This is a genomic window from Rhodoblastus sp. (assembly GCF_052145335.1).
Classification (GTDB): domain Bacteria; phylum Pseudomonadota; class Alphaproteobacteria; order Rhizobiales; family Beijerinckiaceae; genus Rhodoblastus.
Genome location: NZ_JBKQOU010000073.1, coordinates 1 through 13,319 on the forward strand (window position 1 = coordinate 1; position 13,319 = coordinate 13,319).

General features: G+C 61.3%; 13 protein-coding genes. 10 read left to right on the top strand and 3 right to left on the bottom strand.

All coding sequences use genetic code 11. The annotated features are described in order from the left end of the window. The 5 genes from ACLP2E_RS05210 to ACLP2E_RS05230 all read left to right on the top strand — a co-directional run. The coding region (locus ACLP2E_RS05210; protein ID WP_442465337.1) for a hypothetical protein at positions 1–273 on the top strand (273 nt) is incomplete at its 5' end. Between the two features lie 90 nt (positions 274–363). Continuing rightward, positions 364–1,803 carry a DUF1254 domain-containing protein gene (locus ACLP2E_RS05215; protein WP_442464155.1) on the top strand — a complete coding sequence of 480 codons (1,440 nt, stop codon included), beginning with the start codon at positions 364–366 and terminating at the stop codon, positions 1,801–1,803. A gap of 360 nt (positions 1,804–2,163) precedes the next feature. Continuing rightward, positions 2,164–2,517, top strand: coding sequence for a hypothetical protein (locus ACLP2E_RS05220; protein ID WP_442465338.1), 354 nt, complete (start codon positions 2,164–2,166; stop codon positions 2,515–2,517). 12 nt (positions 2,518–2,529) lie between these two features. Beyond that, on the top strand, positions 2,530–2,907 hold the full coding sequence (locus ACLP2E_RS05225) for a hypothetical protein (RefSeq protein WP_442465339.1): 378 nt from the start codon (positions 2,530–2,532) through the stop codon (positions 2,905–2,907). Between the two features lie 207 nt (positions 2,908–3,114). Then, on the top strand, positions 3,115–3,846 hold the full coding sequence (locus ACLP2E_RS05230; RefSeq protein WP_442465340.1) for a hypothetical protein: 732 nt from the start codon (positions 3,115–3,117) through the stop codon (positions 3,844–3,846). A gap of 28 nt (positions 3,847–3,874) precedes the next feature. On the opposite strand, the gene ACLP2E_RS05235 is transcribed toward ACLP2E_RS05230, so the two are convergent. Further along, positions 3,875–4,858, bottom strand: coding sequence for a lipase family protein (locus ACLP2E_RS05235; protein ID WP_442465341.1), 984 nt, complete (start codon positions 4,856–4,858; stop codon positions 3,875–3,877). Positions 4,859–5,050: 192 nt separating this feature from the next. Here ACLP2E_RS05235 and ACLP2E_RS05240 point away from each other — a divergent pair, with 192 nt between their 5' ends. From ACLP2E_RS05240 to ACLP2E_RS05260, 5 genes are all read left to right on the top strand, one after another. Continuing rightward, positions 5,051–7,534, top strand: coding sequence for a heavy metal translocating P-type ATPase (locus ACLP2E_RS05240; protein WP_442465342.1), 2,484 nt, complete (start codon positions 5,051–5,053; stop codon positions 7,532–7,534). A 221-nt stretch (positions 7,535–7,755) separates the two neighbouring features. Continuing rightward, positions 7,756–7,983 (top strand): heavy-metal-associated domain-containing protein, encoded by a 228-nt coding sequence (locus ACLP2E_RS05245; protein WP_442465343.1) that lies wholly within the window; start codon positions 7,756–7,758, stop codon positions 7,981–7,983. A gap of 104 nt (positions 7,984–8,087) precedes the next feature. Next, on the top strand, positions 8,088–9,521 hold the full coding sequence (ccoG, locus tag ACLP2E_RS05250) for a cytochrome c oxidase accessory protein CcoG (RefSeq protein WP_442464148.1): 1,434 nt from the start codon (positions 8,088–8,090) through the stop codon (positions 9,519–9,521). Between the two features lie 221 nt (positions 9,522–9,742). Beyond that, positions 9,743–10,366: a linear amide C-N hydrolase gene (locus ACLP2E_RS05255; protein ID WP_442465344.1), complete on the top strand. Its 624-nt coding sequence runs from the start codon at positions 9,743–9,745 to the stop codon at positions 10,364–10,366. Further along, complete coding sequence (locus ACLP2E_RS05260) at positions 10,363–10,794, top strand: linear amide C-N hydrolase (protein WP_442465347.1); 432 nt, start codon at positions 10,363–10,365, stop codon at positions 10,792–10,794. The genes ACLP2E_RS05255 and ACLP2E_RS05260 overlap by 4 nt, the downstream gene beginning before the upstream one ends. A 289-nt stretch (positions 10,795–11,083) precedes the next feature. On the opposite strand, the gene lpdA is transcribed toward ACLP2E_RS05260, so the two are convergent. After that, the gene (gene lpdA / locus ACLP2E_RS05265; RefSeq protein WP_442465345.1) at positions 11,084–12,805 is read right to left on the bottom strand and encodes a dihydrolipoyl dehydrogenase; all 1,722 of its coding nucleotides are present in this window, start codon (positions 12,803–12,805) and stop codon (positions 11,084–11,086) included. Positions 12,806–12,819: 14 nt separating this feature from the next. After that, positions 12,820–13,319 (bottom strand): 2-oxo acid dehydrogenase subunit E2 (locus tag ACLP2E_RS05270; RefSeq protein WP_442465346.1); only part of this gene is annotated, 500 nt, incomplete at its 5' end.

Below are 13,319 nucleotides of genomic sequence, written 5' to 3' on the forward strand. Positions count from 1 at the left end.
ATCCGTAATTTTGCGAAAATCGCGCCGAAGCTGACCTGGAGTCGGTTGCGCCTGGGTCGAATCGCAATCGACTCCAGTGGTCGAAACCTGACGCTTATTTCCCATCCCGGAATGACCCAGAATGGCGGTAAGGGGACGACGGCCGAAAGTCTGGTTCGGGAGGAATACCGGACTAAAGCGCGAAGGCCGGGTTACGCATTCCGAACATTGCTGGATCTTCGCCTTGGGAAAAGAAGCCTGGCGCAATTCGGTCGGCGCAGACCGGACGTCTGACTTAAACGTCACCCTTGCCGTATTTTGGGTCGGTATGTTACCGAATCGTGCCGCTAAGCATCCTTCAAAACTTCTGATCGGGGTGAAAAAATGGAGATTTCAAGACGTTCTATGGCGATGGGGCTCGGCGCGCTTGGCGCCGGCTCGGCTCTTACGCCCGCTCGCACGGAAGGCCTTTTCAACGAGTTGGTTGGTGACGTCGAAGATTTTCGCGATGCGTCGGAAGCCTATATTTACGGTTATCCGCTGGTGACGATGGAAATGACCCGCCGGGTCATGACCAATGTCGCCGCCGCCGAGGCGACCCGCGCGCCCATGGGGCAATTCGTGCGCCTGCGTTCCTATCCCGACGCAAGCTATCGCGACGTGACCGCGCCCAACGCCGACACGCTCTACACCAGCGCATGGCTGGATGTCGGCAAGGAGCCGTGGATCGTCAGTCTTCCCGATTTCAAGGACCGCTATTTCCTGTTCCCGATGCTCAGCGGCTGGACTGACGTGTTCGAGGTCCCCGGCACGCGCACCACGGGAACCGCCGCGCAAACCTACGCCATCACCGGGCCGGACTGGAAGGGGACGCTTCCCAAGGGTGTCGTCGAATATAAATCGCCGACCGCGCTCGTATGGATTCTCGGTCGCATCTACTGCACCGGCACGCCCGAGGATTACGCCGCCGTCCACGCGCTGCAGGACGCCTGCAAGGTCATCCCCCTCAGCGCTTATGGCAAGGACTGGACGCCGCCGGCGAACAAGGTTGACGCGTCGATCGACATGAAGACGGCGGTGCGCGATCAGGTCAACGCGCTCAGCGGCGTGGACTATTTCCGCCTGCTGGCCGACTTGCTGAAAGTCAATCCGCCCGCGTCCGCCGACGCCCCGATCCTGCCCAAACTGGCGCAGATCGGCATTGCGCCCGGTAAGGATTTCGACCCCTCCGCCGCCGATCCGGCGGTGTTGAACCGCGTGCCGAAATTGTCCTTCGACCGGATCATGCTGCATTTCATCACCGGCCCGGAGATCAAGAACGTCAACGGCTGGCGCTATACGACGAAAACCGGCCTCTACGGGACGGATTACATTCAGCGGGCGCTGGTCACGGCAATCGGCCTCGGCGCGAACCGGCCTGAGGACGCCGTCTATCCGACCTCGCTCAAATCCGGCGGTGGTTTGCTCGCGCGCAAATATGACGGCGCCAATAAATATGTCATGCGTTTCCCGAAGGGACAGCTGCCGCCGGCCAAGGGCTTCTGGTCGCTGACCGTGTATGACGAGAATTACTTCTTCGTCGCCAATCCGATCAACCGCTATTCGATCAGCGCGCGGCAAAACCTCAAGGCGAACCCCGACGGCTCTGTCGATCTGCTGATCCAGCACGACTCGCCCGGTTCCGACAAGGAATCCAACTGGCTTCCGGCGCCGGCGGGCAAGTTCGTGCTGATGCTGCGCATGTATTGGCCCAATCCCAAGAGCCCGTCGATTCTTGATGGAAGCTGGACGATTCCGCCGGTCAAGATCGCCACCCAAAACTAAAGGTTCGTGGACATTGGCTAAAAATGCCCGGCATCGAAAGATGCCGGGCTGGAGGAAAACCGCTAAAGCACTGGTTTATCTCGCTATCGGAACGTCCTCTAAGTGTACGACAGCCGCCGGCGGCCGTTCATGTGGTAAGACTGCAAAGAGCCGAACGTGGTCATCGCCTCGTGGCGCCAAGGGTGTGATTTTCATCACTGGATTCCCTTGTTTTCCCAATGTTTTTACGAAACGGAGGTCCGCGCCAGCAAACAACCGGCGTCCAGTTTTTCGCACATTGCTCCAGATCAAGGCGGCGCGCTGGCTTGTCCCGATATTTCCCGTTCCATTGGCCGCAACACGGATTGGGGAGGAGGGAGGATGGCGGAGTCCCGTTATCAGGAGTTGGTCGATCACGGCGTCAAGTCGATCATGGCGGCGAGGGTTTTTTCCAAGCCTTATCCGCATATGGCTTACGAGAATTTCTGGCCTGAGGACTTTTATCAACTGCTTCTGTCCAGGCGCCCGAAGCCGGAAGGCTATGTCCAGCTGAACGGCGCCAACACAAGGCGTCAGTTTACCCTGTTCGACGGCTCCTGCGACGCCGGCGACGACGAGCGCCGAGCCCTGTGGAAGCTGGTGTCGGACGTCCTGTCCTCCCCGGAAATCGAGGCGGCCTTGCGCGAAAAGCTCGACGAGGGCCTTCGAATCCGCGCCAAGGGCAGCCATGAGTGATGGCCGGTCAAGATGTATCCGCGCCCGGTGCTTTACGCCGATTATGACGGCTACGCCATCAAGCCGCATCCGGACACGCGGCGAAAAGTCCTGACCATGCTGCTCTATATGCCCGAGGACGACAGTCAGAAGAATTTGGGCACCACCGTTTACAAGATTTCGCCCAAGAGCCTCATCTCCTGGAAGCATTACGGGCTGGTGGAGGACAAGACCCTGCCTTTCCTGCCTAATACCGGCATAGCTTTCGTCGTCATCGCTCCGCTCCACCACCCGCTGAAGACCAGCTGGCACGGCCGCGACACGATCCATGTCGATCAGACCAGGGCGCGGCACACCATCCTCAACGCCTATTATGCACAGCCGGTTACTGTTACGGAAAACGCTTACTGACACGGTTTCCGCCATCACTGGAGCGTTTTCAAGCGAAGTGGACTCCGGTTCGCGTGAAGAAAACGCGTCCAATCAAAAAACTAGAGCCCCGCTCCGATTCAATCGGAGCCGGGCTCTAGGCCGGCGCGACAAAAATCTTGCGCGCCGGCCGTTGTCGTCCTAACCCTCTCATTCTGGCGGGGCGCCTCGCGGACTTGGAGGGCGGGAATGGCGACTTACGATGGACTCGTGGCCCATGCGGTCGAATCGATCATGAAGGCCCGGGTTTTTTCGAAACCCTATCCCCATATGGCCTTCGATCATTTCTGGCCGGAAGATTTTTATGCCGAGCTTCTGGCGAAACGTCCCGAGCCGGCCAATTACGTCCAGCTCAACGGCGCCAATACGCGGCGGCAGTTCACTTTGTTCGACGGCTCCTGCGACGCCGGCGACGACGAGCGCCGAGCCTTGTGGAAACTCGTGTCCGATGTGCTGCAGGCGCCGGAAATCGAGGCCGCCTTGCGCGTAAGACTGGACGAGGGTTTTCGCCTCAGGGAGAAGGGCAGCCACGAGGGCTGGCCGGTCAAGATGTATCCGCGCCCCGTGGCCTATCTCGATTTCGACGGCTATGCGATCAAGCCGCATCCGGACACGCGGCGCAAAGTCCTCACCATGCTGATCTATATGCCGGAGGACGACAGCCAGCGCGATCTCGGCACGACGCTCTACAAGATTTCGCCGATGGGCGTTTTCCACTGGAAATCCTATGGGCTTGTCGAGGACAAGACCATGCCCTTCCTGCCCAACAGCGGCCTGGCCTTCGTCGTCATCCATCCGCGTTACAATCTGTTGCGGACCAGCTGGCACGGGCGCGACGCCATCGCCCTCGACAATGCAAAGCCGCGTTTCTCCCTTCTCAACACTTTTTACGCGCAGCCGGTCGCCAAAGCGGATTATTGAGGTTTCGTCTGGTATTCGACTTTGCAGATCATGCCGATGGATCGAATATTCTATTCTGGGTCCTTGTCTCGGCGACACGGGCCAGCTTGCGGACATATTGGCCTATATTGTGGTCTGCTATGCCAAGAATAGAATGGGGCGGCGTCAATAGCTTGAATATTCCAGAAATCAATTGAGCGGCCCGCTGAAAGATATTCGGAGAGAATCGGAAGGGCTCATTGAGCACTGTGGCCGGTAGGTATCTTGGATCGCCAGAATGCCTGTAGATAATGGGAAGCGGAACCTGGGGAACGATATCCGCGTTGTTTAGCACGCGATAGCTAGGCGTTTTTACCCACAAATCGAAATAGGTGTTACCCACGCGTGGCGAACCGAACGTATAGCAGGCTGCGAATTGATCTGTGCCGTATACAGCGGCGGCAATTTGCGCGAGCGCTCCTCCAAGAGAATGTCCGGTTATATATATCGGCTTTCCTTGAGCGGTCGTGGAAATAATACGATGGAGATAGCTGGAAATACCTTCGGTTATGTTTTCTGTGACGCCAAGCTCCGATATTTTTTGGCCTTTGGATAAAAGGGAAAACGCCCTGTAAAACCCGGAATGAACCCTCAAGGCGGGATCTGTATGGTCAGGATGTACGAGAAGAGCGTGGAAATTTGTGTCCCAGTTTTTCTTTGATTGAGTCCCTCGAAATGCCAGAACGATCATTTCGTCCCCTTCGGCGATATAGGCCCAGCCGTCCGTATATCCATTGTGAAACCATGTTATTTGTCGAAAACCGTACTGGGAAATTGCAGCCGGAGCATTGCTGGCGCCTTCCTGTGCTGTTTCATCGTCATAGGCGAATTCGGCAAGACGCGCCATCAATGCAGCCGTTCGGTCCGAATAAGCGGCCCTTAGAATCGGCAGGTCAACAGCCGCTGGCGACCCGTTTACTTGCGCTGACCCCTGCAAGGCGTCATCGACAATGTTTCGTTTTTCAGGGTTAGCCCCGTCTGTTGGATCGATCATGCCCCACGTCTCCCCGGAGCCAATCCAGCCGAACGCTAAAAGCGAAGCTTTGGTTCCGGAGGCGACTTGCCGATCTTGATTTGTCAGCCAAACACAGAGGCGCGAAACCATCGCCGAGCCCGCCGGCTAAGGAGTGCGCCACGCCATGACGATGGTTGAATGCGGCCCTAAAAAGTACCACTATCCGGACCAATGACCCTGGAAGCCAAATTGGATCGCGCCGAGGCGCCGGCCGGCGAGGCCAGCGCGATGCGCATCGGCGGCATGACCTGCGCCGCCTGCGTCGCCCATGTCGAAAAGGCGCTCAAAGCCGCCCCCGGCGTGCTCGACGCCCGCGTAAATCTGGCCACTGAGCGCGCCGACCTTGTCCTGACGCCGCAGGCCGATCTGGCCGACCTCGCGGCGCGGGTGAAGGAGGAGGGCTACCAGCCGCGCCTCGCGCATTTCGAAATCGGCGTCGGCGGCATGACCTGCGGCGCCTGCGTCGCCCATGTGGAGAAGGCGCTGAAAAGCCTGCGCGGCGTCATCGAGGTCCGGGCCAATCTCGCGGCTGAGCGCGCCTTTGTCGAGGTTCTCGACGGCGCCGTCGATTATCCCGCCCTGGCCGAAGCCATCCGCCGCGCCGGCTACGAGCCGCGCCCGCTCGGCGCCCACGCGCCGGACCCTTTTGAGGTTCGAGCGACGGAAACGGCGGCCCAACGCCGCAAATTCATTCTCGCCGCCATCCTTGCCGCGCCGGTGGTCGTTCTTGAAATGGGCGGCCACATGTCGCCGGCCTTCGCCGCTTTTCTCCACCACACGGTCGGCCACCAGACGCCCATGGTCGTCTCGGCCTTGCTGACGACGCTGATTCTGTTCGGGCCGGGGCGGCGCTTTTTCACCCTGGGCTTCGCCTCGCTGAAACGCGGCGCGCCGGACATGAACGCCCTCGTCGCGCTGGGCGCCGGCGCGGCCTATCTTTACTCGCTGATGGCGACTTTCGCGCCCGATGTCCTGCCGGTGGGGACGCGCCATTCCTATTTCGAATCCGCGGCGACCATTGTCGCCTTCATCCTGCTCGGGCGCTGGCTGGAGGCTCGCGCCAAGGGCCGCGCCGCCGACGCGATCGGAAAGCTGGCGCGGCTTCAGCCGAAAATCGCCCATGTGAGACGCGACGGCGAAAGTCTCGACCTGCCGGTCGAGGAGTTAAGGATCGGCGATGTGATCGAGGTGCGGCCGGGCGAGAAAATCCCGGTCGACGGCGCGGTCGTCGAGGGCGCCAGCCATGTCGATGAAAGCTTGATCACTGGCGAATCGCTGCCCGTCGCCAAACAGCCCGGCGCCACAGTTGTCGGGGGCAGCCTCAATCTCGCCGGGGCTTTTGCGTTCAGGGCGGAAAAAGTCGGCGGCGACACGGTTCTGGCGGGAATCGTCAAGATGGTCGAGACTGCGCAGGGCGCGCGTTTGCCGATTCAGGCGCTTGCCGACAAGGTGACGGAGCGCTTTGTGCCGGCGGTTCTGCTCCTGTCGCTGGCGACTTTCGCGCTATGGCTTTGGCTCGGGCCGCAACCGGCGCTGGCCCTGGCTTTGGTCGGCGCGGTCAATGTGCTGATCATTGCCTGTCCCTGCGCCATGGGCCTCGCCACGCCCGCCGCCCTGATGACCGGAACCGGCCGCGCGGCGGAACTGGGCGTGATCTTCCGCCAGGGCGACGCCCTGCAGACCCTGTGCGGCGTGAAAACCGTGGCTTTCGACAAGACCGGCACGCTAACCCTCGGCAAGCCGGCGCTGACCCGCGTGATCGCCGCTGACGATTTCCAGGAATCCCGGCTGCTCGCGCTCGCGGCGGCGGTCGAGGCGAAATCGGAACATCCGCTCGGCCGCGCCCTGGCGGCGGCGGCAAATTCACGCGGTCTCGTGCTGCCGGGGGTGGAGAAATTCGCCTATCGTCCGGGGCTTGGCGTCTCCGGCGAGGTTGAAGGTCAAAACGTCGGCGTCGGCTCGGCGGAATTTTTGGCGAAGCTCGGCGCCGATGTGAAACATTTCGAAAAACAGGCCGAGGAATTGGCCGGGCAGGGCGCTTCCTGCTTTTTCGTCAGCGTCGATGGTCAGGCCGCCGGTCTTTGCGTCGTGTCCGATCCGCCGCGGCCCGAGGCGTCGGCGGCGGTCGCCGGACTGCGCGCGCTCGGCCTGAAAACAGCGGTCATCACCGGCGACCGCGAAGCCACCGCGCGGGCGGTGGCGAAAACAATCGGGGTCGACGAGGTTTTTGCCGACCGGCGGCCGGAGGGCAAGGTCGCGGTGCTGCGCGAATTGGCGAAAGACGGCCCGGTCGCCTTTGTCGGCGACGGCGTCAATGACGCGCCGGCGCTCGCCGCCGCCGACGTCGGCATCGCCATGGGGGCAGGGACCGACATCGCCCTCGACAGCGCGCAGGTCGTGCTGATGTCGTCGGACCTGGGAAAAGTCGCCACGGCCTTCGCCCTTTCGCGCGCCACCTTGCGCAATATCAGGCAGAACCTGTTCTGGGCCTTCGGCTATAATGTCGTGCTGGTCCCTGTGGCCATGGGCGCGCTTTATCCCTCAAGCGGCATTCTGCTGACACCTTCCTTCGCGGCGGCGGCGATGGCCTGTTCGAGCCTGTTCGTGCTGGCCAATGCGCTCAGACTGCGTCATTTTGCCGGTGGCGCCGCCTGAAGGCAGGGTGGGGAAAATTTCCGGCGAAACTGGTGGATGTGCGTTTGCGGCGCAATATGACAATGGACATGACGTTTTTATTACGTTCATAAAACTGGCATATAAATATCACAGTCGAGGGCTTATCCACAGTTATCCACAGGGCTTTGCAGCATAACTTTCCTGATATGTTCTGCTGAAACTTTGTGCGATGCGATAAAAATCGTTGAGGAATCAGTGCAATGGCAGAGGGCAAGAAAACAATTTTTGCGGTCGAAAACATGAGCTGCGACCATTGCGCCACGCGGGTGACCAAGGCGATCAAGCGTTTGGCTCCGCAATCGGAGGTCGATGTCGATCTGACGACCGGCGCCGTCACGGTGACGCCCGCCGTCGCCGATCCCGCCGGCGTGGCCAAGGCCATTGCCGAGGCCGGCTATCCGGCGCGGGCGACCGAACACACTTTGTGACATTCGAATATTTATCCGTCGTGTCCTGGATCAATGCGACCGCGCAGCGCCGGCGTAAACATTTTTGAGATCCCCGCCTTTCCAGCAGCGTTCAGGATGTATCGATGAACGACGAAACCATCATTACCGGCCCGCTCTACGCCGGGCGGAAAAAGGTCTATCCGCAGGCGACGCACGGCACGTTCCGCAGCATCAAATGGGCGCTGCTGGTCTTCACCCTCGGCGTTTATTATCTTCTGCCCTTCGTGCGCTGGGATCGCGGCCCGAACCTGCCGAACCAGGCGGTGCTGATCGACATGCCGCACCGCCGCTTCTATTTCTTTTTCATCGAGTTATGGCCGCAGGAAGTCTATTACTTCACCGGCCTTTTGATCCTCGCCGCCATGACGCTGTTCCTGATGAATGCGGTGGCCGGACGCATCTGGTGCGGCTATCTGTGCTGGCAGACGGTGTGGACCGACCTTTTTTATGCCGTCGAGCGCTGGGTCGAGGGCGACCGCCGCGACCGCATCATGAAGGACAAGAAAGGCTGGACGCTACCCCACATACGCGAAGTCGCGACCAAGCATTTCCTCTGGCTGATGATCGCCTGGTGGACCGGCGGCGCCTGGGTGCTCTACTTCAACGACGCGCCGACGCTGGTTTGGCAATTATTGACCTTCAAGGCGCCGGCCATCGCCTATACCTGGATCGCCATTCTCACCTTCACCACCTATGTTTTCGCTGGCCATCTTCGGGAGCAGACCTGCATCTACATTTGCCCCTGGCCGCGCATCCAGGCGGCGATGACCGACGAATGGGCTTTGAACGTCGCCTATGAGCGCGATCGCGGCGAGCCGCGCATGTCGGTGAAAAAGGCCGCGCACGCCCGCGACAAGGGCGAGAAGGTCGGGGACTGCATCGATTGCCAGCAATGTATCGCCGTCTGTCCGACCGGCGTCGATATTCGCAAGGGCTCGCAGCTTGGCTGCATCCAGTGCGGCCTATGCATCGACGCTTGCGATAATGTGATGAAGGAAATCGGGCGGCCGCCGCACCTCATTTATTACGACAACGACATCAACGTGGAGCGCCGCGCCAACGGGCTGGCGCCGGTCTACCGGCCGATCCGGCCGCGCACCCTGATCTATCCGGCGATGATAGCGCTGGTCGGCTCGGTGATGCTGTACCAGTTGACGACCCGCTCCAATCTCGGCGTCAATGTGCTGCACGACCGCAATCCGCTCGCCGTGACGACGGCCGACGGCGGCGTGCGCAACGGCTATACGGTGCGCCTGCTCAACAAACAGCCGAACGACCGCAAGATCGACCTGTCGGTGGACGGCGCGCCGGGTCTGAAACTGGATATCGTCGGCGAGGGAACGGGCTCGTCGGTGACGGTCGGCCCCGACCAGACGCTGGAATTGCGGGTTCTGGTCAGCGCGCCGCCAGGCACGGTTCCGGCCAAGGCGGTCCCGGTCACCTTCACCGCCCAGGACGACCCGGGCGCAGCCAAAGTGACCAAGGCCAGCGCCTCGGATCATTTCTTTCCGGAATAAAGTCGAGGTTTAGTGGTCAAAAGCCCTATTGCGATGACGGGATTCGGCTCTGAAAAGACCTTCTCGAAATCCCTCGCGGTCATGTCACATCGCCGGCAAGGGGACTCCGACCCGCGCCATCGACCGACCGTTCGCCGTCTTGAAACGGTCGTTGTCCGTTACGTTACGTCTCCGTAAAAAGCAGAATATTTCGCGGAATCCCGACACTGAGAGAAGCAAACATGAGGGCAATCCACATTTCCATGGCCGCCGGTTTGGCCGCCGCCGCCGCGGCATGCCTCCAGTTCGGATCTCCGGCGAACGCGTGCAGTCGCGTCCTTTGGAACACCAACGATCAAGCCGTCGTCGCCGTGCGAACTTGGGATCTTTATGTCGATGAAAAACCGCGTCTCGTCTATCTGCCACGTGGCGTCACGCGGCAAGGAGTTGGCGGGGGCAACGCGGCCCAGTGGACTTCGAAGTTTGCGAGTGTTGTGTTGACCGCCTTCGACGCCGGCGCCGACGACGGTATGAACGAGGCCGGGCTCAGCGCGCATCTCCTCTATTTGCATGACACCGAGTTCGAGCATGCCGATGAGCGGCCTGCTCTTTCAAACTTCATGTGGGCGCAGTATGGCCTGGACAACTACGCCACCGTGGCCGAGGCTCTGGAAGGACTCAAGGCTGTTCGGATCGTTTCGAGCACGGCGCTTGGGCGCGAATGGCCGCTACACCTCGCCCTCGAGGATGCCTCTGGCGACAGTGCGGTTCTTGAGTTCATCAAGGGCAAGTTGGTCATTCATCACGGCAAGGACGTCACCGTGATGACAACGAGCCAACGCTGGACGAGCAACTCGCCAATCTGAAGCGCTACAAACTATTCGGCGGCGATCTCTCGATGCCGGGCGACGTAGACCCTGCGAGCCGCTTCGTCCGCGCCGCATCCTACCTCAAGACGTTGCCGAAGCCGGCGGACGCCTATCAGGCGGTGAGTCATCTTGCCGCGATTGCCCGCAACGTCGCCGTCCCATTTGGGGCGGTCGATACTTCCGGCAGCGGATCCACAGATGTCTGGCCTACACGGTGGGGCACGGTGGTCGACCTGACTCACAAGATCTACTACGTCATGCCCGTCAATAGCCCGGCCGTGTTCTGGGTGGACTTCGGCAAGCTCGACGCTAATTCATCGGAGATTCTCGCCTTGGATCCATACGACATCAAGCTTAGCGGCGATGTGTCCACGCAATTGAAGAGCTTTGCGCCGGTGCAAAAGCCGTTTCCGCCGACGCCCTGACCCGTACGCGCGCGAGGATGGGATCAGCCTCCCGCCATTTCCATTGCCGGCCAGTTGAATGCAGTCCGCTTACCGCCGTTTTGCGCTCAATCTGGCGGGAACCAAGTGTTAGGTTTCGACCACTAGCAACGCGTCGTTGCGACGCGAAGCGAAGAAATCCAGACCCACCTTGTGGCTTCCGGATTGCCGCGTCGCCATAGCTCGGCGCTTTGCGCAGAGCGTCCGTCGAGACAACGGGCGCGTTTCGCGCGCCCTGTGGCGCCTCGCAATGACAGCTTTGGATCGTCTCCTATTTCTTCTTGGGCGCGATCAGATCCGTGATCGTTCCCTCGAACAGTTCCGCCGCGAGTCCGAAAGTTTCGGACAGCGTCGGATGGGGGTGGATGGTCAGGCCGATGTCCTCGGCGTCGGCGCCCATTTCGATGGCGAGCGCCGCCTCGGAGATCAGGTCGCCGGCGCCGGGGCCGACGATGCCGCAACCTATCAGCTTCTTGGTCTCCGCATCGAAGATCGACTTGGTCACGCCCTCGTCGCGGCCGAGCGACAGCGCGCGCCCGGAAGCAGCCCACGGAAAACTGGCCTTGCCGTATTTCAGGCCCTGGGCCTTGGCTTCGTTCTCGGTGACGCCGACCCAGGCGACTTCCGGATCGGTATAGGCGACCGACGGGATCACTTTCGCGTCGAAGGCCGATTTATGGCCGCAGGCGACTTCCGCCGCGACTTTGGCTTCATGCGTGGCCTTGTGGGCGAGCATGGGCTGGCCGACGACGTCGCCGATGGCGAAGATGTGCGGCACATTTGTGCGTTGCTGCTTGTCCACGGCGATGAAACCGCGCTCATCGACATTTACCCCCGCCGCTTCGGCGTTGATCAGCTTGCCGTTGGGCTTCCTGCCAATCGCCACCAGCAGCTTGTCGAACACGTCGTCGGTTTGCTTCCCGTCGGCGGCTTCAAAGGTCACCCGCAAGCCGGCTTCCTCGGCCTTGACCGCGACGACCTTGGTCTTGAGCATGATCTTTTCGTAGCGCTTCTCGATCCGCTTGGCCAAGGGCGTGACGATGTCCTTGTCGGCGCCGGGGATGATCTGGTCCAGCAGTTCGACTACGGTCACTTTCGAGCCGAGCGAATGATAGACCGTGGCCATTTCCAGCCCGATGATGCCGCCGCCGAGCACCAGCAGGCGTTTGGGAACGCCGTCCAGTTCGAGCGCGCCGGTCGAGTCGATGACGCGTGGATCGTCATGGGGGATGAACGGCAGGGCCACCGCCTCGGAGCCGGCGGCGATGATCGCCTTGTCGAAGGAGACGGTCTGTTTGGCGCCGTCCGCCGCCGTCACCTGCAGGGTGTTGGGCGAGGCGAAGGCGCCGAGGCCCGTCACCACCGTCACCTTGCGCTGCTTGGCCATTCCCGCCAGTCCGCCCGTGAGACGCTTGACCACGCTTTCCTTCCAGCCGCGCAAGGCGTCGAGATCGACCTTCGGCTTTTCAAACACAATGCCGTGCGCGGAAAAGTCCTGCGCCTCATCGATCACTTTCGCGGCGTGCAACAGCGCCTTGGACGGGATGCAGCCGACATTGAGGCAGACGCCGCCCAGCACCGGCCAGCGCTCGACCAGCACCACCTTGGCGCCAAGGTCGGCGGCGCGGAAGGCGGCGCTATAGCCGCCCGGACCCGCGCCGAGCACCAGAACTTCCGCGTGAAAATCGCTGGCGGCGGGGGCCGGGGAGGGCGCGGCGGCAGGCATGGCCGCATCGGGAGCTGCGGCCTGGGCCGCCGCCGCGCCTTCCAGCGTCAGGATCAGCGTGCCTTCGCTGACCTTGTCGCCTACCTTCACCTTCACTTCCGCGACGACGCCGGCCATCGGCGCTGGCACTTCCATCGTCGCCTTGTCGGATTCGAGCGCGATCAACGGGTCTTCCGCCTTGACCGTGTCGCCGGGTTTCACCATCACTTCGATCACCGGCACATTCTTGAAATCGCCGATATCGGGAACCTTGATTTCCTGAGCCATTTTATCCCCCGATCTCACAGCGCCAGCCGGCGAATGTCTTCAAGAACCATCGCCAAGGCGCGCGCAAAGCGCGCCGCCGCCGCGCCGTCGACGACGCGATGGTCATAGGACAGCGAGAGGGGCAGCATCAGGCGCGGGATGAATTCCTTGCCGTTCCACACCGGGGCCATTTTCGAGCGCACCACGCCGAGAATGGCGACTTCCGGGGCGTTGACGATCGGCGAGAAGCCGGTGCCGCCAATGCCGCCGAGCGAGGAAATGGTGAAAGTCGCGCCCGACATCTCGGCCGGGCTCAGCTTGCCGTCGCGCGCCTTGGCCGACAGCGCGGCCAGGTCGTTGGAAATCTGCATGATGCCCTTCTGGTCGGCGTCCTTGATCACCGGCACCACCAAGCCTTCCGGGGTGTCGCAGGCAAAGCCGATGTTCCAGTATTTCTTGACGATCAGCCCGTCCTTGGCCGGGTTGAGCGAGGAATTGAAGTCCGGGAACTCCTTGAGCACCGATACGCTGGCCT

Excerpts from the sequence above, each read along its gene's own strand:
- ACLP2E_RS05215 (WP_442464155.1), top strand. The coding sequence starts at position 364 with ATGGAGATTTCAAGACGTTCTATGGCGATGGGGCTCGGCGCGCTTGGC.
- ACLP2E_RS05220 (WP_442465338.1), top strand. The coding sequence starts at position 2,164 with ATGGCGGAGTCCCGTTATCAGGAGTTGGTCGATCACGGCGTCAAGTCG.
- ACLP2E_RS05225 (WP_442465339.1), top strand. The coding sequence starts at position 2,530 with ATGTATCCGCGCCCGGTGCTTTACGCCGATTATGACGGCTACGCCATC.
- ACLP2E_RS05230 (WP_442465340.1), top strand. The coding sequence starts at position 3,115 with ATGGCGACTTACGATGGACTCGTGGCCCATGCGGTCGAATCGATCATG.
- ACLP2E_RS05235 (WP_442465341.1), bottom strand. The coding sequence starts at position 4,858 with ATGATCGATCCAACAGACGGGGCTAACCCTGAAAAACGAAACATTGTC.
- ACLP2E_RS05240 (WP_442465342.1), top strand. The coding sequence starts at position 5,051 with ATGACCCTGGAAGCCAAATTGGATCGCGCCGAGGCGCCGGCCGGCGAG.
- ACLP2E_RS05245 (WP_442465343.1), top strand. The coding sequence starts at position 7,756 with ATGGCAGAGGGCAAGAAAACAATTTTTGCGGTCGAAAACATGAGCTGC.
- ccoG (WP_442464148.1), top strand. The coding sequence starts at position 8,088 with ATGAACGACGAAACCATCATTACCGGCCCGCTCTACGCCGGGCGGAAA.
- ACLP2E_RS05255 (WP_442465344.1), top strand. The coding sequence starts at position 9,743 with ATGAGGGCAATCCACATTTCCATGGCCGCCGGTTTGGCCGCCGCCGCC.
- lpdA (WP_442465345.1), bottom strand. The coding sequence starts at position 12,805 with ATGGCTCAGGAAATCAAGGTTCCCGATATCGGCGATTTCAAGAATGTG.